Source organism: Tardiphaga sp. 709 (assembly GCF_032401055.1).
GTDB lineage: Bacteria > Pseudomonadota > Alphaproteobacteria > Rhizobiales > Xanthobacteraceae > Tardiphaga.
The window spans coordinates 2,713,323-2,740,131 of sequence record NZ_CP135529.1 but is presented as its reverse complement, the minus strand read 5'-3'; the positions used below and the strand labels follow the sequence as shown (position 1 = coordinate 2,740,131).

Genomic DNA, 26,809 nt, shown 5'->3' with positions numbered 1-26,809 from the left:
GGCAAGGAGATCAATCATGACAACCAGCTTTGACAAACTCTCCACCGGCGACACCATCGACGGTCCGAGCTTCGCAGTGTCGCGCGAATCGATCCGGCTCTTCTGCGACGGATCGCTCGACTACAATCCGCTGCATCTCGACGACAACTACATGAAGAACTCGTTCGGCAAGACCAATTTCGGCGGCATCATCATGCATGGCATGAATAATTTCGGACTGATCACCCGGATGCTGACCGACTGGGCCTATCCTGCGGGTGCAATCCATCGCCGTCTCGAAACGCGATGGGTCAAGCCAGTGAAGCCCGGCGACACGATCCAGCCGGTTGGCATCATCAAGGCCAAGCAGACCACCGAAAAGTCGCGCTGGGTGCTGATCGACGTGCTGGTGAAGAACCAGAACGACGAGAAGGTCGCTGTCGGCGAGGCGATGGTTGAATTTCCGCTGACAGCCTAGTGGCTCAATACAACGGCGTGCGGCATAGTCCGCACGCCGGACAAGAACGGGCAAGGGATCGAAATGAAGAAGCTCACGAGGCTCGCCCTGTCGTGTCTGGCGATGACTTTTGTCATGTTGTCGGGCGCGCTGGCGCAGAATTTTCCAGTCAGTCAAATCAAGATCATCGTGCCGTTTCCAGCGGGAGGCACGACGGACATCCTTGCGCGGTTCGTCGCGCAATATCTGGGCGAGAAGCTCGGCGTCACCACGATCGTCGAGAACCGGCCCGGCGCATCGGGCACGATCGGTTCGGAAGTTGTGGTGAAGTCGCCCGCCGATGGCAGCGTGTTGTTGGTCACGGCCACGCATCACGTGATCAATCCGAGCCTGCGCAAGAGTCTGCCTTACGAGACACAAAAGGACTTCTCGCCGATCGCCCTGATCGCGACGGCGCCAAATGCGCTTGTTGTGACCAGGGACTTTCCGGCGAAGTCGGTCGCCGAGTTGATCGAGTTGGCGAAGAAGCAGCCCGGCAAGCTGTCCTTTGGGTCGGCCGGTGTCGGCGGCGCCAATCATCTGTCGGGCGAACTGTTCAAGCAGATGGCTGGAATCAATATCGAGCACATCCCTTACAAGGGCGCCGCGCCGGCGATGAACGACCTGATCGGCGGCCATATTCCGATCATGTTCGATACGTTGCCGACTGTTTTGCCTGCTGCCGAGGCGGGCAACATCCGTGTGCTCGCGGTCACCAGCCTGACCCGAGCGGCCTCGCTCCCCAATGCCCCGACCCTCGATGAGGCCGGCGTAAAGGGGTTCGAGGCGACCGCCTGGTTCGGCGTGTATATGCCGCAGGCCAATGGCAGCCCGGCCTATACGAAGCTGGTCGCGGCCATGAAGGAGATCCTGGCGGCACCCGCGACCCGCGAGAAATTCGCCACCCAGGGCGTCGAGCCGGGCAAGCTGACGGGGGCTGAATTCACGGCTTTCGTCGATTCGGAGATCAAGAAGTGGGGCGCGGTGGTGAAAGCCGCGAATGTTCCGCAAGAGTGATCCACACGGGTGGAGGGTCCGGCGGCTGTTCCCGGACCCTCAAACCACCAAAATACCTGCAAATATCGATCCGGTGGTCGCCACATGCCCGGATCGGATTGACAGTCCGGCGCTCGATGGCTTAGAAACCGCGGGTCCCGGGCGACTTGGTCGCCAGCGGGTTCAAGCTCATTTTCGCTGATTTCGGCCTGCTGCGCACGGCCTTTGACGTCAGTATCGCAAGCTATCAGGATTGACCGATGAAAGTCCGTAACTCGTTGAAATCGCTGCGTGGTCGTCACCGCGACAACCGCCTGGTCCGCCGCAAGGGCCGCGTCTACGTGATCAACAAGACCCAGCGCCGTTTCAAGGCTCGCCAGGGTTGAGTTGCTGAGCCGCCGGCATTTTGCCGGCTGGCCTCACGACATCACAGGTGTTTGACGCGCTGCTGCTTTGCAGCGCGTTTTTTCGTGTCTAGACTTGCGGCATGGCATTGAGAATCCCGGCCGCAGGTTTTGGAATTCTGTTGAGCGCACTTCTGGGCGCAGCACCCGTCTATGCGCAGGTCAAAGATCCGCAGATCGTGACCCCGGATGCGCCGAAGAAGCTTCCCGAGCCACCCGCCAAACTACCGAAGGTCAACGCCGACAAGACACGCGGCCTTGATTTCCTGTTTGGTGCGCTGAAAGCGGCACCGGACGAAGCCAGCGCCAAACACGTCGAAGGCCGGATCTGGGCCCTGTGGTCTCAGACCACGAGCGATACAACCGCCCTGCTGATGACCCGTGCCAAGACGGCGCTGGACGCCAAGCAGGTTGATCTGTCGCTGCAATTGTTAAGCGCGGTGGTGAAGCTGCGCCCCGATTACGTTGAGGGCTGGAATCGGCGCGCCACGCTGTATTACCTGCAGAACGATTACACCCGGTCGCTGCAGGATATCGAGCAGGTGTTGATACGCGAACCCCGGCATTTCGGTGCTCTGGCAGGGCTTGGCATGATCATGCAGGAGCTGGGCGACGACAAGCGTGCGCTTGATGCGTTCCGCAAGGCACTTGCGGTCAATCCGCATCTCGAAAAGGTGCCGGAGCTGGTCAAGACCCTGACCGAGAAGGTCGAAGGCCGCGATATCTGAAATCCCTTGAAAGTCTGGGCGTTCGCGGGACATCGCAGGAACATGGCCCCGCTTTGACGCATCCCTGCTGCCCGCAATGGAAAAACAAGACATCGTCGCCGGGGAATCAAACTTCTGACACAGGAAACGGGCGAAAAGGGGCGTTTTCCAAGCCTCGGGAAGGGACACCTTTTGGCGCCGAAGTCATTTCCGCTATTCGCTTTGCTATGTGTGTTGATGGCCGCACCGATGGCTGCTGTGACCAGCCCTGCGCTGGCGCAGAAAGCTGATGCGCCGCCGGCGCCTGCAGCTTCGACGCTGTCCCCCGATCAGGCCAAGGCTGCGCTCGACACGTTGCAGGACGACGCCAAGCGCAAGGAAATGATCGATACGCTGCGCGCGATCGCCGCGGCGACACCCGCACCGCCGGAGAAGAAGCCGGCCATTCCACTCGACGCCGACAGCCTTGGCGCGCAATTACTCGTGACGATTTCCGATCAGCTCGGCGATATTACGCGCGAAGTCTCGACAGCCGTGCAATCGGTCACGCGCTTTCCGGCGCTATGGTACTGGCTGCAGCGCAGCGCCAACGATCCCGGTACCTATCATCTCCTGTTCGACATCGCCTGGAAACTTGTTGTCGTATTCGGCGGTGCGCTGGCGGCGGAATGGCTCATGGTCTGGCTGCTGCGGAGGCCGCAGGCGGCGCTCGAAGCGCGCATTCCCTTTGTCGCCCGTGCGCCATCCTCGCTCATCGAACGTGCCGACCCACCGTCGTCCACGGCCGACTTCACCGAGGCGCCTGATCTCAACAAACGGCGGCGCAGCCTGACCCGAGCGTGGCAATCGCTGCTGCGGCTTCCCTATGTCGTTGGGCGTCTTCTCCTCGAATTGTTTCCGATTTTCGTCTTCACCGGCACGGTATCGCTGCTGCTCGGCACCCAGATCGGCGATGCCGGGATCACGCGCCTCGCGATCCTTGCGATCGTAAACAGCTATGTGGTGGCGCGCGCCATCATCTGTGCGATGCGCGCGTTGTTCGGGCCGCTCGCTCTGTTCAGGGTGAAGGAGGAGACCGCAGCCTATCTCGAAATCTGGACGCGTCGCATCGTCGGCGTCGGCGCCACCGGCATCGCAATCGCCAATGTTGCCCTGATGATGGGCCTCTATCGCTCGGCGCATTTCGCGCTGATCAAGCTCGTGATGCTGGTCGTGCATCTGTTTGTCGTCGTCATCGTGCTGCAGTGCCGGAAGCCCGTTGCCGATGCACTCCGCGCGCCGATCGGCGCCACGGGCTTCCTGAGCGCGATGCGCAATCGCCTCGCCAGCCTCTGGCATGTGCTGGCGATCGTCGTCGTGATGGCGGCTTGGACCATCTGGGCGCTCAATATCCAGAACGGTTATGCATTGCTGCTGCGATACATTGTCGGCACGATCATTGTCGCGCTGGTGGCCCGGCTCGTCTCGATGATTGCGCTGAGTCTCATCGATCGCGGTTTCCGCATCAAACCGGAAATCCTGCAGCGCTTTCCGGGTCTTGAGACGCGTGCCAATCGTTATCTGCCGCTGTTGCGCAAGGTCGTCGCAACGATCATCGCCGTGATCGGCCTGGTTGCCTTGCTGGAAGTGTGGGGCGTCAATGCCGTTGTCTGGTTCTATGGCGGCCAGATCGGCAGTCGGGTCGTCTCGGCTGTCATCACCGTCGGCATCGCTGCCATTGTCGCTGCGGTTGTGTGGGAAGGTAGCAATGCGCTGATGGAGCGTCAGCTCGCGGCGCTGACGCGCGATGCTCATTTCGCCCGCGCGGCGCGTCTGCGCACGTTCCAGCCGATGCTGCGCACGACATTGCTCGGTGTAATCATCGCGGTGGTTGCGCTCACCGCGCTGAGCGAGATCGGTGTCAATGTTGCGCCGCTGCTCGCCGGTGCCGGCATCCTCGGTATCGCTATCGGCTTCGGTTCGCAGAAGCTGGTGCAGGACGTGATTACCGGCCTGTTTCTGCTGCTGGAAAGCACTGTGCAGGTTGGAGACAACGTCACGGTGTCGGGCCTGTCGGGTGTGGTGGAGAACGTCTCGATCCGTACCATCCGGCTGCGTGCCGGCGATGGTTCGGTTCACATCATTCCCTTCAGCGCGGTGACCACCATCACCAATGCCAGCCGCGGTGCAGGCAACGCGGCCGTCAGCGTCAGCGTGGCTTACAAGGAAGATACCGACCGCGCCGGCCAGTTGCTGAAGGACATCGTCGAGCAGATGCGCAATGAGGCAGCTTTCAAGCCGCTGATCCGTAGCGATCTCGAATTGTGGGGCGTCGACAAGGTCGATGGTTCGATGGCGACGATCGTCGGGCAGATCCGGTGTACCGATTCCGGCCGCTGGGCGGTGCAGCGCGAATTCAATCGCCGCATGAAAATCCGCTTCCAGGAAGAAGGTATCGAGATCGCATCACCCGGACAGACCGTCCTGGTGCAGTTGCCTCCGCCGACCACTGAAGCTGCAGAGGACAATGACGCAGATATCCAGCAGAGCAAGTCAGCGCAGCGCCGCGCCGGCTAGTCATTATCGCTGCCTTTCGACGACGCGGCTGCTCCTTAGCCAAGTTGCGGCTACGCGGGGCGCAATGGCGCGAGTTCAATACGCGCACGCGTTCCACCATTCCACAATGTCCGAAAGTGGAAGACAAAGACGAGCCGTAAGAGAAGGACGATCCAGAATAGGTGCGTCTGTCGATCTAGTGCAGGACGTTATTGCCGGGCCGGATAGCACCGAACTGGGGTGAAGCGGCATAGAGTTGCTGCAATTCCGCTTCCAGTTGCTCGTTGACCATCAGCAAAGCCTTAAGCGCGCCGCGCAAGTCGCCATTACAGGTAGAAATGATTTCATCGATCACAGCATCGGTGGGGCGGGGCGTCATGGAACTATCTCCAGTTCAGATCATGGCGTCAGTCCGCCGCCTGATCATGGCGATAACCGGGCGGGAACGAATGCGTTCCTGTGGATAGTGTGGACAGTTCTTGCTGGCCATTCATCGCGGCCGCCGTGGCAAAGCGGCAAACTGCCCCCATATCCACAACATTAACTCCCTCCACGGGCCTTTCCTCGGTGAGAAAATTTGTGATTGTCCTGCTCGCGCTTCTCGTCGCTCCCATCGTTGTGTCGGCAGCCAGATACTGGATGGGTGATCGCTCGGTAGACTGGCAGAGCGCGGATCGTTCAAGCGCCGGCCTGTTGCCGCCGCCCGCCGCGCATCCCGAGGCACTGGTGCGCGTCTTCGCGGCGCGGACCGTGCGCTGGCGCGGTATCTTTGCGGTCCATAGCTGGATCGTATTCAAGGAACAGGGCGCGTCGCGTTATACCCGCTATGATTATACGGCATGGGGCGAGCCGATCCGCCTGAATGGTTTTGCCGCTGACGGCCGCTGGTTCGGTGACGTGCCGAGCGCCATCGCATCCGCCGATGGTGACGCGGCCACGGCGATGATCCCGAAGATTCAGGCGGCGATCGCCGGCTACTCCTGGCGCTCTTACGGCGACTATCGGGCATGGCCGGGGCCGAACTCCAACACATTCGTCGCGGCCGTTCTGGCCGCCGTGCCCGAATTGCAGGTGGCATTGCCGCCCACCGCCATCGGCAAGGATTTTCCCTATGCGGGCAATGCCTTTGGCTGGACACCCTCGGGCACCGGCGTACGCGCCACGCTGGGCGGCTATCTCGGTGTCACCGCAGGCTGGGTCGAAGGGGTCGAGCTCAATCTGCTCGGTGCCGTATTCGGCCTCGACATCCGCCGGCCTGCGATCAAACTGCCGGGTATTGGTCGTCTTGGCGTCAGCGCATAAGTGGCGCGCGGCGCGAAACCCTCAGGGTATCGTCGCGTAGCTGGATCGTGCACAAAAATCCCCGGATATTGGCGATGATCTCAGTCACTGTGATGGTCGCGCTATGCTTGCTGGCCGTGGCCACACAGGTTGGCGTGCTCGTATTCGAGCGTAAATATCCGCCAACGGGTGAGCTTGTCGACGTCACGGGCGGCCGTCTGCATGTGGTGCAGATCGGACCACGCGATGCATCAGGCCCGCCGATTGTCCTCATCCATGGCGCCACGTCGAATATGGAAACCATGCGGCTGCCGCTCGGCAATATGCTGGCAGAAAAACACCGCGTCATCCTGATCGACCGTCCCGGCTTTGGCTGGAGCTTGCGTGACGATCTGTCGAACTCTTCTCCGGCGATGCAGGCGAGGATGATCGACGAAGCGCTCGAAAAACTCGGTGTTGATCAGGCGATCGTCGTGGTGCATTCGCTTGCCGGTGCATTGGGCGCGCTGATGGCGCTGGACTATCCGCAGCGTGTCGCAGGACTGATCATGCTGGCGGGTGTCACTCATCCCTGGCCCGGTGGCGTTGGCATCTATAACAAGGTCGTCACCACACCGATGATCGGCAAGCTGCTGGCCTATACGATCACGCTGCCGCTTGGCTATTTCCTGACGGATGCGGGCGGACGTGCAGTGTTCGCACCGGAGATCATGCCCGAAGGCTACATCTCGCAGACGGCAACGCAGTTGGTGTTGCGACCGCGCAACTTCCTCGCCAATGCCTGGGATCTGGTCACGTTGAAATCCGCCGTCGTGGCGCAGGCATCGCGCTATGTCGATATAAAAGCCCCGACCGCGGTGATCGCAGGCTCAGCCGATACCATCGTATCGCCGGAGATTCATTCACGTCATTTTGCGAAAACTGTGCCAGGCGCCAAACTAATCGTGCTGCCGAGCGTTGGTCACATGGTGCAAAATGCTGCACCTGATCTTATCATGGGGGAGATCGAGGGCATGATCTTGGCCGCTGACACAAAAGCGAAGGCCGCCTTGCGCTAATCTCCCGTTCGATCGACTTCAACCCAAATTGAGGAGAATTGCATGACCACGACTTTCGGTTCGGCCAAATGGCAGGGTGGCATCAAGGACGGCAAGGGATCGATTTCCACCAAGAGCGGTGCGCTCAGCGATTATCCGTATGGTTTCGCCAGCCGCTTCGAAGGCAAGCCGGGCTCCAATCCCGAAGAGCTGATCGGCGCGGCCCATGCCGCCTGTTTTACCATGGCGCTGTCGCTGATCCTTGGTGAAGCAGGGTTCAAAGCCGACAATATGGAAACCAAGGCCGATGTGACGCTGGAGAAGCAGGGTGACGGCTTCGCCATTACCAAAGTGCACCTCACGCTCTCGGCCTCTATTCCCGGCGCCGACAAGGCGAAGTTCGATGAACTCACCGCCATGGCCAAGGCCGGCTGCCCGGTGTCGAAGGTGCTGAACGCCGAGATCACGCTCGACGCGACGCTGGTGGGCTAAGCCTCAGGCGGTGGACACAATCTCTCCCCGCCATCGCGGGAAGAGATTGTATCAGTGAACTACATATCCGCGTCGTTCGGCCCGACATAAGCGATGCGAACCATGTTGGTCGCACCTGGTGTGCCGAGCGGCACGCCAGCGACAATGATGACCCGCTGGCCGGCTTTGGCGAAGCCGTCACGGAAAGCGATGCGTCCGGCGCGATCGACCATGTCGTCGAGGTCCTTCGCATCCTCCGCCACCACGCAGTGTACGCCCCACACGACCGAGAGCTTGCGACCGGCGGCGAGGTTCGGCGTGATCGCTACCACCGGCGGCTTCGGCCGTTCACGGGCGACGCGGACGGCGGTGGATCCTGAGCTGGTCCAGCAAATGATCGCAGACAGGTCCAGCGTTTCTGCGATCTGTCGTGCGGCGTCCGCAATGGCGTCACCGACGGTCGGCTCAGGTTCGGGGCGCTGGGCCATCAGTACGGTGCGATAGGTCGGATCGCGCTCTACTTCCTCGCCGATGCGGTTCATCGTCGAGACGGCTTCGACCGGGAATTTGCCGGCGGCGGATTCGGCTGACAGCATGACGGCGTCCGCGCCTTCATAGATGGCCGTCGCCACGTCGGAGACTTCAGCACGAGTCGGCACCGGGCTCTGGATCATCGACTCCAGCATCTGCGTAGCGACCACGACCGGTTTGCCGGCGCGGCGCGCCATGCGCGTCATGCGCTTTTGTAGACTTGGTACCCGTTCCAGCGGCAGTTCGACGCCGAGATCGCCGCGCGCCACCATCAGTGCGTCGGACGCTTCCAGAATGGAATCGAGACGATCGATCGCCTGCGGCTTCTCGATCTTCGACATGATGGATGCGCGGCCGCGCACCAGCCGCTTGGCTTCATGAACGTCTTCGGCGCGCTGCACGAAGGACAAGGCGACCCAGTCGATGCCGGTTTCCAGCGCGGCCTCGAGATCGGCGCGGTCCTTCGGCGTCATGGCCGAGACCGGCAGGTCGGTGTCGGGCAGGCTGACGCCCTTGCGGTCCGAGATGCGGCCACCGACCACGACACGGGTCAATGCGCGCTCGCTGGTGGTTTCCTCGGCAATCAGCCGCAGCTTGCCGTCGTCGATCAGCAGCGCATGGCCCGGGCGAAGTGCTGCGAGAATTTCCGGATGCGGCAGGTGCACGCGAGTGGCGTCGCCGGGCGCGGGATCGGAATCCAGCACGAAGCTCTCGCCGTTCTTGAGCTGCACGCCGCCTTCGGCAAAGGCGCCGACGCGCAGCTTCGGGCCCTGCAGATCGACCAGAATGCCGATCGGGCGGCCATAGCTGCTCTCGACATTGCGGATGGTCTTCACCAGCTCGCGCATCTTGTCATGCGACGTGTGGCTCATATTGATGCGGAACACGTCGGCACCAGCCTCGAACAGCTTGCGGATCATCGCGCTGTCGGAGGAGGCAGGGCCGAGCGTGGCCAGAATCTTGATGCGGCGTTGACGTCTCATTGTTTGCCTCCCGGCGGTACTGATGGCGGCAGGGTCGTTGACCCGCCCGGGGGCGCGCCACCTGGCGTGTTGGGCAGACCGGGGAAGCCCGCGCCGGGGGCGCCCGGAGGCGGTCCGGTCGGCCCCGGAATGCCCGGCAGCTTCGGCGGTTGTTCGTTGGTTTCGGTCAGTTGCACCGTCCAGGCACGCTGTTCGCCGGTATCGACCTCAAAAAAACCGGTCCGGTCAAAGCCGCGCGCGAGGCAGTTTTCAGTGCCCTTGATAGTGAATTCCTTGTCGCGGGAGCACATGAAGGCCTGACCCGACCACTCACCGCCCCGGTCGTAATCGAGTGCGTAGATATAATAATACCGCGCAACCAGGGTTCCGCGCAGGAGGGTCTCACAGGCCCGCGATGAGACGTTCCACCAGCCCTCGGTGGTCCAGCCTTCGGCATCCTTGTAGCCCAGCGCGATCCCGACCCGGCTCGAGGTGTTGTTGCACAGCCGGAAATCAGCCGCCGCCGGGCTCGCCCACAGGCACGACAGGGCCAGCGCCAGCACCGGCAACAGGCCGGCGAGGGGGACGCGTCGAAAGGATCGGGAATGGGAATCTCTTGCGGTCATGCGGCGAAGCTATCTCAATTCGTTGACGATTTCGCGTGACCGGGCGGGCCTGTCAACGGTCGCGGAACCAATTCTGCCCCGCCAGGCGGTTTGTGGTGTGATATGGCAAAATCTGTGACAGCGCCCATGTTACACGAAGACGACAGGCCGGTATCGAGTGCAACAGCGAGACCATTTCATGGCGATTGACGACAAGATCCAGACCGAACTTGAGGCCGCCGCCTTTCGCCGGCTGGTTGACCATTTGCGCGGTCGCACCGATGTGCAGAATATCGACCTGATGAATCTGGCCGGCTTCTGCCGGAACTGCCTGTCAAACTGGTTGAAGGACGCTGCCGACGCCAAGGGCGTGGCGATGACCAAAGACGAGAGCCGCGAAGCGATTTACGGCATGCCTTATGAGACTTGGAAATCGCTGCATCAGGCCGAGGCCAAACCCGAACAAATTGAGGCCATGAAGAAAGCGCACAGTGGACATTGAGGTTTTCTGGTCTTTTTCAGCCAAGAAAATCAAAGCTGTGGGGGCGCTGTGGATGACCGCGAAGTCGCCTTGACGCAGGGCGCCGTGGTCATGAGTGTCATTTCCTTAAGATTAATGCGCGCATAACGCTGCGCACTCAAACCCACCCCATATCCGCTTCAAGCAACATCAGTTCACCAGGAGTTTTCGATGGCCACCTCTGCTGCGTCCGTGCTGGACGATCAGGCGACACATTCTTTCGCCAAGGATCAGCTCAAGGCTATCGTCGAGCGTATCGAGCGCCTTGAAGAAGAAAAGAAGACGATCTCCGACGACATCAAGGACGTCTATGGCGAAGCCAAAGGCAACGGCTACGACGTGAAGGCGCTGCGCACCATCATCCGCATGCGCAAGCAGGACGCTAACGAGCGTGCGGAGCAGGAGACAATCCTCGAGACCTATCTGCAGGCCTTGGGAATGCTGTAAGGCGCTTAGCGCGCCAATACTCAGCCAAACACTCAGGTGTCATACGCGGGCAAAAGCGCGAAGCGCGTCTTCGCGCTAGACGACCCGCGTATCCAGCTAGCCACAAAAATAACGATGGATGGCCGGGTCAAACCCGGCCATGACACCATTATAGTCTGAGAAATTCGCGCTCTTAACGCAGCGATGCCGTGCGCATCACAAACGCGGTCGTCGCCAGCGAGGCCGTTGCCGAGCCAGTGAAGCGGTCGCAGACCAGACCGAGCTGCGGATCATCCGAGAAAGTCATCGCCACCACCGCCTGCGGTTTGACGAAGTGTGCGCGCAGGATGGTCATGTCGCCGTCGCCCATCACTGAGGCCGACATCGATGTGGTGGCGCTCGGCGCCAGGATCATCGCGCGCATCCAGACATGATTGTCAGGAATGGCAGCGGCAGTGAGGCGGGTCGCGACTGCAATAGTGCTGCTCTGGCCCTGTGCGCCCTTCGCAACCACGGTGGTGATGTTGTTCACCGCCATCGGGTTCTTGGCCACGGAGGCCGGACGCATGCTACGTGGGATCGGCGCGCTGGCGGCAACGACATTGGCGCGATCGACCGGGGAGTTAGCCGGCGGCGCATAGGCCATCGCCTTGGCGAAGCTGGACTCGGTGGCGGCCGGCTGCGGATCGACCACATTGGCCAAGGCCTGGCGCGCGGTGATCGCGGCGACCTGCTGCGGCGTGGCCTGTTTCGGCGCCGGCATATCATCCCAGAAGCCGCGGGCATTGATAATATCGGCCGGCGTCTGCGGCCGGTTGTCGGCCTTGGCCGCTGGCGCCGGAATCGGTGCCTTCGGGCGCGGTACCGGAACGGTCTCGGTGTCAGCCGATGCGAGCTGATAGGTTGCCGCTGCGGCCGGTTTGGAGCGGGGCATCGGGACGGGGTCCGAGGACTTCGCCTCAGCCAGCTTCGTTTCGGCCTGCTTCGTATCGATCGGTTTCGCAGGCATCGCGGCGGCCATCATGCCGACAGGCGATGGCTTGGCGGGTGCGATCGCGGCTGCTGCGCTCTCGTCTTCGTCGTCATTCGACTTGCCGCCACGGAACAGCGAGGCGAACAAGCCCGGCTTGCTCTTGGAAAAGGCTGCGCTGTCGCCATCGCCGCGCTTCTCGATCTCAGCCATCGCCAGCTGATAGCCAGCCAACGGCCGGCCGTCGGTGGGGAGATGCACGGTGCGGCCGTCGGGGAAGACGCGCGCCAGCTGGTCATGCGTCATGCGCGGCCAGTGACGGATGCTGCCGGTGTCGAGATGCACGAAAGGCGAGCCGGAGGTCGGATAGAAGCCGACGCCGCCGCGTTGCAGGCGCAAACCGGCAAAGCGGATCTTTTCCAGCGCCACGCCGGGAATGAAGAAGTCCATCGCATGGCCGAGCATATGCTGGCTGGCGCGAGCGACGCCGGACGAGCGGCGGCGGAGCATGGCGTTGGTGGCGGGAGAGCGATAGGCGGAGATGATCTGGATCGGCGCCTTGCCGTCGACGTCGCGATAGACCTCCCAGAGGATGTCGAACAGGCGACGATCCATATTGGTCTGGTCCTGGCTGCGCCAGTCGCGGAGGAAGTAGTTGATCTTCTTCATCCCGTCGTCGTCATAGCGACCATTGCGCTTGAACGTGACGGTGAGGTCTTCGCCGGAATGGGTGTGGTGGAACGAGAGGGTGCGGGTTTCGTCGAGAGCGGTGGCGTTATGGACGGAGCTGGCGCCTGCCATCAGCAGAACTGAAGCGAGGCCGGCATGAAAGCCAGCGCGCGATGTCCGCAATCTCGTTTTGCGTGCGAAACCGCTCAGCACGTATGAACCCACCCAAGTCGACAACTCTCTCGCTACCCCATGCGGCGACAGAGAGTGAACGTACTCTTAAAACGGGAGGGTTAACCGAGATTTACAACCCATCCCCCCAAGCGGGCTTTTCAGCCAGCCATTAAACTTAACCCATTGAGTATGGCGAAAAATAGCCCGCTGCCGGGTTCCAGGTGGACGATGGTTAATCTGGATAAAGGGCGAAACGTAAAAAGGGCTCCACCGGAAGGTGAAGCCCTTGATAAGTCTTTCGAATTTTGACGCCGGATGCCGCTTTTAGCGGGTCACCGTGCGGCGCGGCTTCTGGCCGGGTGCCACCGGTTGAGGTGCCGGGGCACCGCCGCCGAACAGGCGCTCGAAGAAGGACAGGCCGCCATTGCTGGCCATGCGCGAGCCGTTGTCGTTGAAGGCCACGCCCTGCGGGATATCCGCGCGCGGGCGCGAATAGCTCGGCTGGGCCCGGGCGACGACCTGTTCCAGATCCTTGTTCTTGCCGCCGCGGAGCAACTGCATCATCTGCGCGTCACGGCCGTAGATGTCCTTGCGCAGCTGCAGCTTGCCGGCGTCATCGACGAAGGCAGTCTGGTAAGTGATGTTCACCGGGATAGGCGTCGGGAATTTCAGGTCAATCTCGCTGCGGCCATACATGCCGCGAACCTTCTCCGGCGTGTAGTGCTCGTTCGGCATCGTGATATTCAGCAGCGTCGCGGCGTATTGATCCGGATTCTGCACGCGCATGCAGCCGTGGCTGAAGGCGCGCTCGTCGCGACCGAACAGGTTCTTGTCCGGTGTATCGTGCTGATAGACGAGGAACTTGTTCGGGAAGTTGAAGCGGATGCGGCCCAGCGCGTTGGCTTCACCGGGGGGCTGCGCAATGTGGATGCTGCCGTCGGAATTGCGCGTCAGCTTGAGGCCCATGCGGTCAAGCACCGTCGGGTCCTGCTGCAGAGCGGGCAGGTATTCGTTGTAGATGATCGACGGCGGCACGTTCCAGGTCGGGTTGACCGTGATGTACTTCATCGTCTCGGTCATCAGCGGCGTGGCGTGATTGCCCGGCTTGCCGACGACGACGCGTGTGGTCCAGACCTGCGCGCCGTTCTGCATCACTTTCAGCGTATAGTCCGGGATGTTCAGCATCACATAGGCATTGCCGACTGCGGACGCGCCGAGCTGGCGTGGCAGCCAGCGCCAACGCTCCATGTTGACCAGCACCGTATCGATGTGGCGATCGCGCTTCGGCGAATTCATCGCGCGCACGGTGGCCTCGTCCAGCACGCCGGTGGCCTTCAGGTCATTGCTGGCCTGATACTTGCGAACGGCCTCGGCGGCGGCAGCGTCGTATTTGGTCTCGGCCGGACTCTCGACATTGAGGCGAGCGCGCAGCAACGGCACGCGCGGGTCGTCCATCACGGTCGGGTTCGGATTTTTCTTCGTGGCCTTGGCGAAACGCAGCGCCGGGCCTTCGCCGATCGGCTGTACCGGCGTTGCGGTTTCGCCGCGCAGTTCAGCGAGCTTCTTCTTCAGCTCCTGATAGCCCTTGTGCGGCGGGTTGTAGGCGTCGAGGGCTGCCGAAGCGTTCTTCGCCGTCGAGATATGGGCGAGCACTTCCGCCGGATCGGTCGGATGCTCCGGATACATGATGTCGCCAGTCACCTGCGACCAGTGCATGCGGCCGCTCTGCGCCTGACGGGCATAGTCGAGCATGCTGGCGGTGAGCTTCAGCTCCGCCTCGGCGAGCGCATCGGGCGTATTCGCCGCGGTGAAATCCGGCACCGGATAATCGGCGGCGTCGAGGCCGTCAGAAGCGGCGTCCTTGAGGCGCGCAATGACGCCCTTGGCGGCAGGAGTCGCCGCGCCAGCCTGCGTCCAGATCGGCGCGAAGTCACGTGCGGTGTAGAACTTCTCGACCGCGGCGCGCTCGCCCTTGCGGTCGAAATAGCGCGTGGACTTGGCGCCGAACATATCGCGCAGTTTCTCGGCGACCGGCTGATCACTGGACGCAACGGTGGTCGCGGGCTTGGCGATGTCCTTGGCGACATCCTTCGGCGGCTCGGCTGCGGGAGGTGCGACGGCAGTCGCGGCAGGCGGTGTGGCAGCGGCGGGCGCGGTTACAGCCTCGCTCGGCTTCACATCCGCAGGCGCTTGCGCGGCCTCGGTTGCCTTTGGCGTATCGGTCGAGGTCGAGCCGATGGTTTTCTCGGACGTCCGGGTCGCGTCCGGCACGGACGCGGTGGTCTCGGCCTTCGGTGCATCGGCCTTGAAGTCGGCGGCGGTCGGCGGGGCTACGTTGGCGGGTTCCGGGCGCGGCACCGCCGCATCGATGGCGAGTTCGGAGACACTGTCGCGGGGCGCTGCGCTCTGGGCAGCAGCTGCGGCACCAGCGGAAACCGTCAGGAACGTAGCGGCCACGGCCATCAGCACGCGGTCGAATCCCGAGCGGCCCTTGGAATAGTCTCGCATTCTCGCACCTCGTTAGGTGAGCTGTTCCGGCATGGAACAGTTCTAGTCTGACGTCATCAGCTTCGGTTGAAGCAGTCGCGCTGTTTTGCCTGCTCGCTCCGATTCAGAGCGCTTCCTGTGCAGACGATACACGCGCCCGGCACAAGCGCTAGCGCTTGTCGGACAAGTCACAACAAACTGACCTCAACCTTCCCGGTTTGCAACGCATACCGAGGTTTCACCGATGCTTTTGACTTTGTGTGTCACCAGACCGCAACGGTTCAAGTTCCATAGCGATCGCAACAACATGTTCAATCGCGTGGGAGGCGAGAAGTTCAGTTCGACGGTGCGGAATCCGCAATCGATGAATCTTTCTCCGCTGCCTCATCGAGCTTGCGGTAGAGCGTCGACCGGCCGATTTTGAGGCGCCGTGCGACTTCCGACATCTGGCCGCGATAATGCGCGATGGCAAAGCGGATGATCTCGGATTCGAGCTCTTCCAGTGCCCTTACCTCGTTCTCGGCTGTCAGCATGGACAGGCTTCCGGCGGCGAGCGATATCGGGGCTGCGTCGATGCCCGGTACCATGGTCGGCGCCATCGTGTGGAAGACGGAGTCTACAATCAGCGGCGCGACCGCCGATGCCACGATCGAGGGAGTGTGCGCGGTCGTTTGCGGGAAGTCGGCCAGTCCGAGTTGATCGCCTTCGCTCATCACCACGGCGCGGTAGATGGCATTTTCCAGCTGCCGGATATTGCCCGGCCAGTCGAGCTGCGTGAGCATCGTCATGGCGTCGCCGGCGATGCTGGTAATCGGTCTGTTCTCCTCGGCGCAGAAACGCGCCAGGAAATGTCGCAGCAGATACGGAATGTCCTCGCGGCGCGCCCGGAGCGGCGGCACCGTCAGCGGCAGCACATGCAGGCGATAGAACAGGTCTTCGCGGAATTGCCCGGCTTTGACGAGATCGAGCAGCTTGCGGTTGGTGGCCGAAATGATGCGGACGTCGACCTTGACCGGCTTGCGCCCGCCGACGGCCTCGACCGAACCTTCCTGAAGCGCGCGCAGCAGCTTCACTTGTGCCGATAGCGGCAGTTCGCCGACTTCGTCGAGAAACAGCGTGCCGCCGTGAGCCTCGACAAACTTGCCAAGATGCCGGTCGGTGGCGCCGGTAAAGGCGCCCTTCTCGTGGCCGAACAGGATCGACTCCACGAGGTTGTCGGGAATGGCGCCGCAATTCACGGCTACGAACGGCTTGCTGCTGCGTTCGCCCGAGCCGTGGATGGCGCGCGCGATCAATTCCTTGCCGACACCGGACTCGCCTTCGATCAGCACGGGGATCGTGGAGGTCGCCGCCTTGCGTGCGGTGCGCAGCACGGCGTCCATGCCGGCATTGCGTGTGACGATGTCGGCAAAAGTGAGCTTGCCTTCGCGGCTGTGCCTGATGCGCTGCAATTCGCCTTTCAACGCGCTGGTATTGAGCGCATTGCGCAGGCTCACCTGCAGGCGTTCGACGCCGACAGGTTTGACGACGAAATCATGCGCGCCGGCACGCATGGCGGACACAACATTCTCGATACCGCCATGGGCGGTCTGGACGATGACGGGGATGCTGAGGCCGCTGTCGCGGATCTTGTCGAGTACGCCCATGCCGTCGAGGCCGGGCATCATCAGGTCGAGGACCAGCGCGTCGATGGCGGCCGCTTCGGGATCAATCAACCGGGCCATGGCAGCGTCGCCGCTATCCACCGTGATGGCCTCATAGCCGCAGCGCTGCACCATGTTTTCGAGGAGGCGGCGCTGGACGGCGTCGTCATCGGCGATGAGGATTCGTTCGGCCATGGCAACTCCAGAGCGGGTATGTCCCGATTTGAGCCACCATGGCGATCAAAGCCTTAATGCTTTCATAACACCGGGGCGAGGTAAGCCGTCGCATAGGGCCAAACTTCGCGGGCACCGCGATAGATCATGTCGCCAGCCACGTAGAGAATGATGGCGAGGCCGACATAGGCGATCCAGCGATGCTTCTGCAGCAGCTTGGCGATGAAGGAGGCGGCGAGACCCATCAGCGCGATCGACAGCACCAGGCCGAAGATCAGGATGCTCGGATGTTCTCGCGCCGCGCCGGCGACCGCGAGCACGTTGTCCAGCGACATGGAGACGTCGGCAACGGTGATCTGCCAGATCGCCTGACCCAGCGTCTTGCGCGGGCCGTTGACCGTGCCGTCGGCATTAAGCTGGTTCTCGAGCGCGTCGAGATCGTGCTCATGCCCGGCGCGCAATTCGCGCCACATCTTCCAGCACACCCACAGCAAGAGGATGCCGCCGGCCAGAAGCAGGCCGATGATCTGCAGCAGTTGAACGGTGATGCTGGCGAAGCCGATGCGCAGGATGGTAGCGGCGATGATGCCGATCAGGATGGCTTTGCCGCGCTGTTCCTTGGGAAGGCCGGCGGCCGCAAGGCCAATCACGATGGCGTTGTCGCCGGCGAGAACCAGATCGATCATCACGACCTGGAAAAGTGCAGTCATAGCTTCAGCGGTGAAGAACTCTGTCATGTGGGCCACTCCGTATGAACGTCCAGTCCGACATCACAGTTCGGGTGAACTGCCAGAGGGGCCCGGGCCAGGACGTGCTTGTTAAAAGTCGTACTTTGCAAAACATGCGGGTTTGATCCCGCGGTTGATCCGATCCGTTACTCGGGTTGATCCGAGAGGGTGACAAGCCGAACCATCTGGTCGGGCTCGATGAGAATGGTGATGCCGACCCCGATGAAGGTCAGGACGCCGGCGACATCGAACCAGGTCGCGCGCCGCGCGAAGTTCCGCGGAAGCAGCGCGCCACCGGCCATCAATGCTGCAAGTGCGAATAGCAGGGTGGCGACCATCGGCGCCAGCGCATCGAGCGAGACAAATGCGCGCAAGGCCAGTGCTGCGGTCAGCGCCAGCAGAAGGCTTGCGGCAAACAGCTCCTTGACCCGGTGAGGGGCAGGAGGCGCATACTTGCAGCCGATGCTGTTGCGATCCGTAAAGGCCATCGTTGTCCCGTCGGGTATCGTTTCATCCCGTCCGCAACGTTCTTGCAGCTTGATAGTCGTGCTACAGGAAGTCGTCAGATTTTTAATTCATAATGGATAGTTTCGTAATCATGAAACGTGGCGAAAATCAAGAGGATTTCGCTGGAGTGCAGCGCGGCAAAGCCTTGCCGGAAGCGCGGCAGTTGCGAAAACAGGCTGGGGATTGGCTGAAGGCGCGGCGCGCGGAAGCCGGGTTGTCGCAGGTCGATCTCGCCGCAAAACTCGGTCTCAAATATTACACGTTCATCTCGCAGGTTGAGAACGGCTTCAGTCGGGTGCCCACCGAAACGATGGAAGCATGGGCCATTCAGCTCGGTCTGGAGCCGGCCGCCTTCGCAAAACATTTGCTGGTCTATTACGAGCCGGAATTGCACCGGCTGCTGTTTGGAGCACCCAAATGAACGTCATCGCATTTCAGCGCAAACCGCTGCAGGGCGCGTGGAGCGAGACCGAGCTCGCCACGCTTGCCGATACGATTGATCTCGGGCATCGCGGCCGCGAATGGGAGACTGGCGTCACCGAGAACGGCGATGCGCAGCTCTATCTGCTGGGAGCACAGCCGGAGCAAGCCTGCGAATTGTGTGTATCGCGCGTGGGTGGCCGATACATTCTCGAAGACGGCACCGGGCGCCTGTTGTTCGAGCATCGCAGCCTGCCGCTGGTGGCGGCGCATGCCCGCACTGCGCTGCGCGGGACGCGATGGTGGCTTGTCGCACGGATTGTCATGGTGTGGTGTACGATTCGCCATATGCTTCATGACGAGATCGAACCCTTGATGATCGAGGGCGAAGAACTGCTTGTCCATTTCGCTCCGCAGCTCGCTGCTTTGGTGTGACGGCTGCATCCAACTGAAAGTGTCCATGACGAAATCTGCGACTGCCCGGACTCCCAAGCCCTCCCGCAAAACTGTTTCGCGTAAATCTGCCCCGGCCAAAAAGGCGGTGCGCAAGGTGGCGTCGAAATCATCGGCCAAATCGCGAGCGGGGGGCAAGCTGCCGGAATGGAATCTTGCGGATCTCTATACGGCGATCGACGCGCCGGAGATTGCCGGGGATCTCGACAAGATTGACGCCGAATGCGCGGCCTTCGAAGCGGACTACAAGGGCAAGCTCGCGGAAGAGACCGCCAAGCCCGGCGGCGGTGTGTGGCTCGCGGGAGCTGTTCGCCGTTATGAGGCGATCGACGATCTTGCCGGCCGGCTTGGCTCCTATGCCGGCCTCGTTCATGCCGGCGACAGCGTCGATCCCGCGATTTCGAAATTCTACGGCGACGTGTCCGAGCGCATCACCGCAGCGTCGGTGCATCTCCTCTTCTTTGGCCTCGAACTCAATCGTGTCGACGATGCCGTGATCGAGCAGGCGATGCAGACGCCCGAGCTTGGCCACTACCGGCCGTGGATCGAAGACAGCCGCAAGGACAAGCCGTATCAGCTCGAAGACCGCGTCGAGCAGCTGTTTCACGAGAAGTCCCAGACCGGTTATGGCGCCTTCAACCGCCTGTTCGACCAGACCATCGCGGGGCTTCGCTTCAAGCTCGGCGGCAAGGAGCTGGCGATCGAGCCAACGTTGACCATGCTGCAGGACCGCGCGCCCGCCAAGCGCAAGGCGGCGGGGCAGGCGCTGGCGAAGACCTTCAAGGCCAATGAGCGCACCTTTGCGCTGATCACCAACACGCTGGCCAAGGACAAGGAAATCTCCGACCGCTGGCGTGGTTTCCAGGACATTGCGGATTCCCGCCATCTCAACAATCGCGTCGAGCGCGAAGTCGTCGATGCACTGGTGTCGTCGGTGCGCGCGGCCTATCCCCGGCTGTCGCATCGCTACTATCAGTTGAAGGCACGCTGGTTCGGCAAGAAGAAGCTCGCCCATTGGGACCGCAACGCGCCGCTGCCATTCGCACCGACCGGCACGATTCCATGGTCGGACGCGCAGGACATGGTGCTGACCGCCTATGGCGCGTTTTCACCCGACATGGCCAATATCGCCAAGCGGTTCTTCACCGATCGTTGGATCGATGCGCCGGTGCGCCCGGGCAAGGCGCCCGGAGCCTTCTCGCATCCGACCACGCCGTCGGCGCATCCCTATGTGCTGATGAACTATCAGGGCAAGCCGCGCGACGTGATGACGCTCGCCCATGAACTCGGCCATGGTGTGCATCAGGTGCTTGCTGCCCGCAACGGCGCACTGATGGCGCCGACGCCGCTGACGCTCGCCGAAACCGCCAGCGTGTTCGGTGAAATGCTGACCTTCAAGCGGCTGCTGTCGCAGACCAAGAGTGCCAAGCAGCGCCAGGCATTGCTCGCGGGCAAGGTCGAGGACATGATCAACACGGTGGTGCGGCAGATCGCGTTCTATTCATTCGAGCGCGCTGTTCACACCGAGCGTCGCCACGGCGAACTCACCGCGCAGCGGCTCGGCGAGCTTTGGCTCAGCGTGCAGACCGAAAGCCTCGGGCCCGCGATCGAGATCAAGCCGGGTTACGAGAACTTCTGGATGTACATCCCGCACTTCATCCATTCGCCGTTCTACGTCTATGCCTATGCTTTCGGCGATTGCCTCGTGAACTCGCTCTACGCTGTCTACGAGAACGCCCAGGAAGGCTTCGCGGAACGCTACCTCGCGATGCTCGCCGCCGGCGGCACCAAGCACTATTCCGAATTGCTGAAACCGTTCGGGTTGGATGCCAAGGACCCGACTTTCTGGGATGGCGGGTTGTCGGTCATCGCCGGGATGATCGATGAGCTGGAGGCGATGGGGTAGGGTGCCGTAAAACGTTTGTTGAACGAGCCCAAAGGGTGCGTTATACATCTGTATAACGCACCCTTTGGCGTTTCAGGGGAGGAGGTCGAACTAGACGGCAACCCGGCCGATTGTGGCCACGCATCAGGAGACTGAACATGAAACTTGAGATCAAGAAAATCGGCAATTCCGATGGCCTCTTGTTGCCGAAGGAATTGATGCAGCGGCTCGACCTAAAGCGGGGTCAGGAACTGCACGTGACAGAGTTGGCTGGCGGTGGAGTCCAACTCACGCCCTACGATCCAGATTTCGAAGAGACGATCGAGATCGCCGATCGCATCATGGAAAAATACAAGGACACACTCGCCGCATTGGCCAAATGACGAAAGCATAAATGACCGTCCCGATCGAGCCGCGCTGGATCACCTATGAGCAAGCTATTGCCATCCACAGCCGTCAGTTGCGCCGCTTTGGTGGGGCAGCAGGCTTGCGCGACGAGGGGATGTTGCGATCGGCGCTGGAGCGTCCGATCAACAAATGGCGTTACGAGCAATCGGAGCTAGCCGAACTGGCTGCGGCTTATGCGTATGGGCTCGCGAAGAACCATGCGTTCGTGGACGGCAACAAGCGTATCGCGTTCATGAGCATGATGATCTTCTTGGACAAAAATCGTGTCGCCTTCAGTCCCGATCCCGCGCAATCGACCTCGATCATCCTCTCCCTCGCTGCCGGCGAAGTCAGCGAGCAATCGCTCACGCGCTGGATTCGGGATAACTGGCCGGCATAATGCGCTGCATCATTTAAAGGCGTGCGTGGTATGCCACGAACCGTTGCTCTCCATATCCAATTGCGCTAATTCCGTGGCAACATACGAAAGTACGAGGCGGGAGACCCTGATGTCCGATCACAGCGAAGTCGCTTACACCACGGCCGATGGCAACGACTATCCGGCGCATGAGCAGACCTATGAGGGCTTTCTCGTGCTGGTGAAGTGGGGCACTATCGGCGTCGTCGCCATCGTGGCCCTAATGGGCATCTTCCTCACCTGATCTATCGCCGATTGCGCCGCCCGGCTCGGGTGGCGTCCTGTCCTATTTGCTCACGCGCGTGCCTTGCGCCGCCGGAGGCCCCATGAAGATTGCCGTTGCCAAGGAAATCGATCCGTCCGAACCGCGCGTGGCGATCTCGCCCGACACGGTGAAGAAGTTCAAGGCGCTTGGCGTCGATGTGGCGATTGAGCCTGGTGCCGGCATCAAGTCCGGCCTGCCGGACTCGGAATACACTGCTGTCGGCGCCACGATCAGCGCCGACGCGGTGAAGGACGCCGACATCGTCATCAAGGTGAAGCGTCCCGAGGCGTCCGAACTCGCTGGCTACAAGCGCGGTGCGCTGGTGATCGCGATCATGGACCCCTATGGCAATGATGCCGCGCTGAAGGCGATGGCGGATGCCGGCGTGTCGGCCTTCGCGATGGAGCTGATGCCGCGCATCACCCGCGCGCAGGTGATGGACGTGCTGTCGAGCCAAGCCAATCTCGCCGGCTACCGCGCCGTCATCGAGGCCGCCGAAAGCTTCGGCCGCGCCTTCCCGATGATGATGACGGCTGCCGGCACCATTCCGGCCGCCAAGGTGTTCGTGATGGGCGTCGGCGTCGCCGGCCTGCAGGCGATCGCCACCGCGCGCCGCTTGGGCGCCGTGGTCACCGCGACGGATGTGCGCCCGGCGACGAAAGAGCAGGTCGAGAGTCTCGGCGCGAAATTCCTGGCTGTGGAAGACGACGAGTTCAAGAACGCGCAGACCGCTGGCGGCTACGCCAAGGAAATGTCCAAGGAATATCAGGCCAAGCAGGCCGCGCTGACCGCCGAGCACATCAAGAAGCAGGACATCATCATCACCACGGCGCTGATCCCGGGTCGTCCGGCGCCACGTCTGGTCACCGCCGAGATGGTGGCGTCCATGAAGCCCGGTTCGGTGCTGGTCGACCTCGCTGTCGAACGCGGTGGCAATGTCGAAGGCGCCAAGCCCGGCGAAGTCGCTGACGTCAACGGCATCAAGATCGTTGGTTATACCAATGTCGCCGGCCGCGTCGCCGCCTCGGCGTCGAGCCTCTATGCGCGCAACCTGTTCTCGTTCATCGAAACGTTGGTCAACAAAGAGACCAAGGCGCTCGCAGTGAACTGGGACGACGAACTGGTCAAGGCAACGGCTTTGACCAAGGACGGCGCCGTCATTCATCCGAACTTTCAGCCGAAGACCGCTTAAGGAGCGCTGCCATGGATCATGCCTCGCTGGTCAGCCCGTTCGTCTTTCAGCTCTCGATCTTCGTGCTCGCGGTGTTCGTCGGCTATTTCGTGGTGTGGTCGGTGACGCCCGCGCTGCATACGCCGCTGATGTCGGTGACCAACGCGATCTCCTCGGTGATCGTGGTTGGCGCACTGCTCGCGGTCGGCGTCAACATGGTTGGCAGTGGCGGCGCCTTGGCGCGCGGCTTCGGCTTCGTCGCGCTGATCTTTGCATGCGTCAATATTTTCGGCGGCTTCCTGGTCACGCAGCGCATGCTTGCGATGTACCAGAAGAAAAAGAAGTAAGGGCAGCCCGATGAACGCCAATCTCGCCGCACTGCTCTATCTCGTCGCTGGCATCCTCTTCATCCTGTCGCTGCGCGGGCTGTCCAGCCCGGCGTCCAGCCGCCAGGGCAATTTCCTCGGTATGGCCGGCATGGTCATCGCCGTGGGCACCACGCTGGCCGCGCATCCGCCGGCCGACGCACTCGGCTGGGTCCTGGTGATCCTCGGTATCGCCATCGGTGGCGGCATCGGTGCCGTCATCGCCAAGCGCGTGCCGATGACCTCGATGCCCGAACTGGTCGCCGCTTTCCATTCGCTGGTCGGCATGGCCGCGGTGCTTGTCGCCGCGGGAGCGTTCTATGCGCCGGAAGCCTTTGGGATTCTCGATCCGGTGACCAAGAAGATCGTCGGCGCGAGCCTCGTTGAAATGTCGCTCGGCGTCGCCATCGGCGCGCTGACTTTCACCGGCTCGGTGATCGCGTTCGCCAAGCTGTCTGGCCGGATGAGCGGCGCGCCGATCATCCTTCCGGCACGTCACATCATCAATATCGCGCTCGGCCTGGCGCTGGTGTTCTTCATCTTCGGTCTGGTCCGTTCGGGCAGTGCCGTCGACTTCTGGCTCATCACCGTCATCGCGCTGGTGCTCGGCGCGCTGCTGATTATCCCGATCGGCGGCGCCGACATGCCGGTCGTGATCTCGATGCTGAACTCCTATTCGGGCTGGGCCGCCGCCGGCATCGGCTTCACGCTGGGCAATTCGGCGCTGATCATCACCGGCGCGCTGGTCGGCTCGTCGGGCGCGATCCTGTCCTACATCATGTGCCACGCGATGAACCGCTCCTTCATCTCGGTCATCCTCGGCGGCTTCGGCGGCGAGACCGCTGCAGCTGGTGGCGGCTCGGGCGAACAGAAGCCCGCCAAGCTCGGCTCGGCTGACGATGCGGCCTTCATCATGAAGAACGCGCAGAAGGTCATCATCGTCCCCGGCTACGGCATGGCGGTGGCACAGGCCCAGCACGCGCTGCGCGAAATGGCCGACACGCTGAAGAAGGAAGGCGTCGAGGTGAAATACGCCATTCATCCGGTGGCAGGCCGTATGCCCGGCCACATGAACGTGCTGCTGGCGGAAGCCAACGTGCCTTACGACGAGGTGTTCGAACTCGAGGACATCAATTCGGAATTTGCGCAGGCTGACATCGCCTTCGTGATCGGCGCCAACGACGTCACCAATCCGGCGGCGGAAGACGACAAGACCTCGCCGATCTACGGCATGCCGGTGCTGCAGGTCTGGAAGGCCGGCACCGTGATGTTCATCAAGCGCTCGCTGGCGTCCGGCTATGCCGGCATCGACAACCCGCTGTTCTATCGCGACAACACCATGATGCTGCTCGGTGACGCGAAGAAGGTGACGGAGAACATCGTCAAGGCGATGTAACTGGCCCGCATGGATTTCATTAAACGCCCGGCTGAAAAGCCGGGCGTTTTTCGTTTGGAAGGTCAGCTCGCAACGTCCTCTTTCGGCAAGCGATATAGCGCGCACAGCTTGTTGCCGTCGGGATCCCTGAGATAGGCGAGATAGAGCTTCACGCCACCTTCGCGGATGCCCGGCGGCTCTTCACAGGTGGTGGCGCCATTGGCGATGCCGGCGGCATGCCAGGCATCGGCCTCTTCCTGTGACTTGGCGAGAAAGCCGATCGTGCCGCCATTGGCAGCGCAAGCAGGCTCGCCATTGATCGGCTTCGACACCGAGAAAGTGCCGGTCTTGGTCCGCCAGAATACCCGGTGGCGATCGACGGCGCCGGGCGGGACGCCCAGCGTGCCGAGCAGCTTGTCATAAAACGACTTTGCGGCTTCGAGGTCGTTGGTGCCGATCATGACATGTGAAAACATCTCGCTTCCTCTCCGGGTTTCTTGCAAACTCACCTTCAGGTGATACGCAACTATACGCATCATCTGCAGTTTGGCGAGACGGCATGACCCTGCGTCGCAATCGGTCTTGTGGGTCTGCAATGGCGGCGTGTCGCTTGCTGCCGAACCCGTTTTCAATCAGGACACTTGCTTGATGTCAGCACATCCCATGCCCAGATCGTCCTGGATTTTCCCCACATTGGCCGTTCTGCTTTTTATCGCGACGTCGATTCCTTCGCTCGGGATCGGATTCACGGAGACGACGGCTGGCATTGTGTTCGCGGTTGTTCTGCTGATCATCCTGTTCGGCACGGTGTTCGCCGCCGTGCATCATGCCGAAGTCATCGCACACAAGATCGGTGAACCGTTCGGCACGCTGTTGCTGACACTGGCCGTCACCATTATCGAGGTGGCGCTGATCGCCAGCATCATGCTCGGCGATAAATCCGTCCCGACGCTGGCGCGCGATACAGTCTTCGCGGTGGTGATGATCGTTTGCAACGGGTTGGTTGGCATCTGCATCCTCGTCGGAGGGCTGCGCTACCGTGAGCAGGATTTCCAGGTCACGGGGTCGAATATCTATCTCAGTGTGCTGATTGTGATGGCGACGATCACGCTCATCCTGCCGAATTACACCCTGACCACTCCAGGACCTTTCTATTCGAACGCACAGCTCGCTTTTGTCAGCGTCGCCACCATCATGCTCTATGCGGTGTTTCTCTACACACAGACCATCCGACATCAGGATTACTTCGTCGCAGACGGAAGTGGCGAAGGTGCCGCAGGCGGGCATGTTTCCAACCGTCTTCTGGTCGTCAGCGCCGTTTTGCTGCTGGTCTCGTTGCTGGCGGTGGTGCTGCTGGCGAAGAAATTCTCGCTGGTGGTAGATGCCGGCATTGAACGGATCGGCGCGCCGGAAGCCTTTGCAGGTATCCTCGTGGCGCTGCTGATCTTGCTGCCGGAAAGCGTCGCCGCGATTTCTGCCGCGCGTGGCAACGATCTGCAGAAGAGCATCAACCTCGCACTCGGTTCATCGCTCGCCACCATCGGACTGACGATACCTGCGGTTGCGGTGGCAGCCTATGCGTTAAACAAGGAATTGGTGCTCGGTCTCAGTGCGCAGAAGATGGTGCTGCTGGTGATGACCTTCGTGCTGAGCATGCTGACCTTTGGCACCGGGCGCACGAACATCCTGTTCGGGCTGGTCCATTTGGTGGTGTTTGCGGTATTCATCTTCATGGTGTTTGTGCCGTGACCACTTTGGAGAATGAGAC

29 protein-coding genes are annotated in these 26,809 nt (G+C 61.7%); 20 read left to right on the top strand and 9 right to left on the bottom strand.

Annotated features, from left to right (window positions below):
- The first annotated feature begins 16 nt into the window (after positions 1-16).
- The 5 genes from RSO67_RS13515 (at position 17) to RSO67_RS13495 (ending at position 5,138) form a co-directional block, all read left to right on the top strand.
- The gene (locus RSO67_RS13515) at positions 17-457 is read left to right on the top strand and encodes a MaoC family dehydratase (protein WP_068728848.1); all 441 of its coding nucleotides are present in this window, start codon (positions 17-19) and stop codon (positions 455-457) included.
- Positions 458-520: 63 nt separating this feature from the next.
- Positions 521-1,492 carry a tripartite tricarboxylate transporter substrate binding protein gene (locus RSO67_RS13510; protein WP_315843865.1) on the top strand — a complete coding sequence of 324 codons (972 nt, stop codon included), beginning with the start codon at positions 521-523 and terminating at the stop codon, positions 1,490-1,492.
- Between the two features lie 239 nt (positions 1,493-1,731).
- A complete protein-coding gene (gene ykgO / locus RSO67_RS13505; RefSeq protein ID WP_055038661.1) occupies positions 1,732-1,857 on the top strand; it encodes a type B 50S ribosomal protein L36 in 126 nt (41 codons plus the stop codon).
- A gap of 101 nt (positions 1,858-1,958) precedes the next feature.
- Positions 1,959-2,603: a tetratricopeptide repeat protein gene (locus RSO67_RS13500; RefSeq protein ID WP_315843864.1), complete on the top strand. Its 645-nt coding sequence runs from the start codon at positions 1,959-1,961 to the stop codon at positions 2,601-2,603.
- A gap of 216 nt (positions 2,604-2,819) precedes the next feature.
- Positions 2,820-5,138: a mechanosensitive ion channel domain-containing protein gene (locus tag RSO67_RS13495; protein WP_410001852.1), complete on the top strand. Its 2,319-nt coding sequence runs from the start codon at positions 2,820-2,822 to the stop codon at positions 5,136-5,138.
- Positions 5,139-5,313: 175 nt separating this feature from the next.
- Here the strand turns inward: RSO67_RS13495 and RSO67_RS13490 are convergent, their stop codons facing one another.
- A complete protein-coding gene (locus RSO67_RS13490) occupies positions 5,314-5,496 on the bottom strand; it encodes a hypothetical protein (protein ID WP_231079223.1) in 183 nt (60 codons plus the stop codon).
- A gap of 200 nt (positions 5,497-5,696) precedes the next feature.
- Between RSO67_RS13490 and RSO67_RS13485 the strand changes: the two genes are divergently transcribed.
- From RSO67_RS13485 to RSO67_RS13475, 3 genes are all read left to right on the top strand, one after another.
- Positions 5,697-6,419, top strand: coding sequence for a DUF3750 domain-containing protein (locus RSO67_RS13485; protein ID WP_315843863.1), 723 nt, complete (start codon positions 5,697-5,699; stop codon positions 6,417-6,419).
- 74 nt (positions 6,420-6,493) lie between these two features.
- Positions 6,494-7,456, top strand: a complete 963-nt coding sequence (locus tag RSO67_RS13480; RefSeq protein WP_315843862.1) for an alpha/beta hydrolase — start codon at positions 6,494-6,496, stop codon at positions 7,454-7,456.
- Positions 7,457-7,498: 42 nt separating this feature from the next.
- A complete protein-coding gene (locus tag RSO67_RS13475) occupies positions 7,499-7,927 on the top strand; it encodes an OsmC family protein (RefSeq protein ID WP_315843861.1) in 429 nt (142 codons plus the stop codon).
- 59 nt (positions 7,928-7,986) lie between these two features.
- Here the strand turns inward: RSO67_RS13475 and pyk are convergent, their stop codons facing one another.
- Positions 7,987-9,420: a pyruvate kinase gene (gene pyk / locus RSO67_RS13470; protein WP_315843860.1), complete on the bottom strand. Its 1,434-nt coding sequence runs from the start codon at positions 9,418-9,420 to the stop codon at positions 7,987-7,989.
- Positions 9,417-10,025, bottom strand: a complete 609-nt coding sequence (locus RSO67_RS13465; protein ID WP_068728834.1) for a DUF1036 domain-containing protein — start codon at positions 10,023-10,025, stop codon at positions 9,417-9,419. Before RSO67_RS13465 ends, pyk begins: the two co-directional genes overlap by 4 nt.
- A 178-nt stretch (positions 10,026-10,203) precedes the next feature.
- On the opposite strand from RSO67_RS13465, the gene RSO67_RS13460 reads away from it, so the two are divergent.
- Complete coding sequence (locus tag RSO67_RS13460) at positions 10,204-10,506, top strand: DUF1244 domain-containing protein (protein WP_068728832.1); 303 nt, start codon at positions 10,204-10,206, stop codon at positions 10,504-10,506.
- Between the two features lie 189 nt (positions 10,507-10,695).
- Positions 10,696-10,971: a DUF2312 domain-containing protein gene (locus RSO67_RS13455; RefSeq protein WP_068728829.1), complete on the top strand. Its 276-nt coding sequence runs from the start codon at positions 10,696-10,698 to the stop codon at positions 10,969-10,971.
- 172 nt (positions 10,972-11,143) lie between these two features.
- Here RSO67_RS13455 and RSO67_RS13450 read toward each other — a convergent pair whose 3' ends face one another.
- The 5 genes from RSO67_RS13450 to RSO67_RS13430 form a co-directional block, all read right to left on the bottom strand.
- Positions 11,144-12,802, bottom strand: coding sequence for a DUF882 domain-containing protein (locus RSO67_RS13450; RefSeq protein ID WP_410001851.1), 1,659 nt, complete (start codon positions 12,800-12,802; stop codon positions 11,144-11,146).
- Between the two features lie 285 nt (positions 12,803-13,087).
- Positions 13,088-15,271 carry a murein L,D-transpeptidase gene (locus RSO67_RS13445; protein ID WP_315843858.1) on the bottom strand — a complete coding sequence of 728 codons (2,184 nt, stop codon included), beginning with the start codon at positions 15,269-15,271 and terminating at the stop codon, positions 13,088-13,090.
- Positions 15,272-15,585: 314 nt separating this feature from the next.
- Positions 15,586-17,088, bottom strand: coding sequence for a sigma-54 dependent transcriptional regulator (locus RSO67_RS13440; RefSeq protein WP_315843857.1), 1,503 nt, complete (start codon positions 17,086-17,088; stop codon positions 15,586-15,588).
- Positions 17,089-17,150: 62 nt separating this feature from the next.
- Entirely contained in the window at positions 17,151-17,804 is a 654-nt protein-coding gene (locus RSO67_RS13435) for a TerC family protein (RefSeq protein ID WP_315843856.1), read from the bottom strand.
- 137 nt (positions 17,805-17,941) lie between these two features.
- On the bottom strand, positions 17,942-18,283 hold the full coding sequence (locus RSO67_RS13430) for a hypothetical protein (RefSeq protein ID WP_315843855.1): 342 nt from the start codon (positions 18,281-18,283) through the stop codon (positions 17,942-17,944).
- A gap of 110 nt (positions 18,284-18,393) precedes the next feature.
- Between RSO67_RS13430 and RSO67_RS13425 the strand changes: the two genes are divergently transcribed.
- The 9 genes from RSO67_RS13425 (at position 18,394) to RSO67_RS13385 (ending at position 25,062) form a co-directional block, all read left to right on the top strand.
- Positions 18,394-18,723, top strand: a complete 330-nt coding sequence (locus RSO67_RS13425; protein WP_089265882.1) for a helix-turn-helix domain-containing protein — start codon at positions 18,394-18,396, stop codon at positions 18,721-18,723.
- Positions 18,720-19,157: a hypothetical protein gene (locus RSO67_RS13420; protein WP_315843854.1), complete on the top strand. Its 438-nt coding sequence runs from the start codon at positions 18,720-18,722 to the stop codon at positions 19,155-19,157. Before RSO67_RS13425 ends, RSO67_RS13420 begins: the two co-directional genes overlap by 4 nt.
- Positions 19,158-19,182: 25 nt before the next feature.
- On the top strand, positions 19,183-21,081 hold the full coding sequence (locus tag RSO67_RS13415) for a M3 family oligoendopeptidase (RefSeq protein ID WP_315843853.1): 1,899 nt from the start codon (positions 19,183-19,185) through the stop codon (positions 21,079-21,081).
- A gap of 137 nt (positions 21,082-21,218) precedes the next feature.
- Complete coding sequence (locus RSO67_RS13410; protein WP_315843852.1) at positions 21,219-21,443, top strand: AbrB/MazE/SpoVT family DNA-binding domain-containing protein; 225 nt, start codon at positions 21,219-21,221, stop codon at positions 21,441-21,443.
- Between the two features lie 11 nt (positions 21,444-21,454).
- A complete protein-coding gene (locus RSO67_RS13405) occupies positions 21,455-21,847 on the top strand; it encodes a type II toxin-antitoxin system death-on-curing family toxin (RefSeq protein ID WP_315843851.1) in 393 nt (130 codons plus the stop codon).
- 109 nt (positions 21,848-21,956) lie between these two features.
- Positions 21,957-22,109, top strand: a complete 153-nt coding sequence (locus RSO67_RS13400; RefSeq protein ID WP_068728814.1) for an aa3-type cytochrome c oxidase subunit IV — start codon at positions 21,957-21,959, stop codon at positions 22,107-22,109.
- Between the two features lie 82 nt (positions 22,110-22,191).
- Positions 22,192-23,322 (top strand): Re/Si-specific NAD(P)(+) transhydrogenase subunit alpha, encoded by a 1,131-nt coding sequence (locus RSO67_RS13395; protein ID WP_315843850.1) that lies wholly within the window; start codon positions 22,192-22,194, stop codon positions 23,320-23,322.
- Positions 23,323-23,333: 11 nt separating this feature from the next.
- Positions 23,334-23,648, top strand: a complete 315-nt coding sequence (locus tag RSO67_RS13390; RefSeq protein WP_089265888.1) for a proton-translocating transhydrogenase family protein — start codon at positions 23,334-23,336, stop codon at positions 23,646-23,648.
- 10 nt (positions 23,649-23,658) lie between these two features.
- Entirely contained in the window at positions 23,659-25,062 is a 1,404-nt protein-coding gene (locus RSO67_RS13385) for an NAD(P)(+) transhydrogenase (Re/Si-specific) subunit beta (protein ID WP_315843849.1), read from the top strand.
- 62 nt (positions 25,063-25,124) lie between these two features.
- Here the strand turns inward: RSO67_RS13385 and RSO67_RS13380 are convergent, their stop codons facing one another.
- Positions 25,125-25,517 carry a VOC family protein gene (locus RSO67_RS13380; RefSeq protein WP_315843848.1) on the bottom strand — a complete coding sequence of 131 codons (393 nt, stop codon included), beginning with the start codon at positions 25,515-25,517 and terminating at the stop codon, positions 25,125-25,127.
- A 172-nt stretch (positions 25,518-25,689) separates the two neighbouring features.
- Here RSO67_RS13380 and RSO67_RS13375 point away from each other — a divergent pair, with 172 nt between their 5' ends.
- On the top strand, positions 25,690-26,790 hold the full coding sequence (locus RSO67_RS13375) for an ionic transporter y4hA (protein ID WP_315843847.1): 1,101 nt from the start codon (positions 25,690-25,692) through the stop codon (positions 26,788-26,790).
- Positions 26,791-26,809 lie beyond the last annotated feature (19 nt).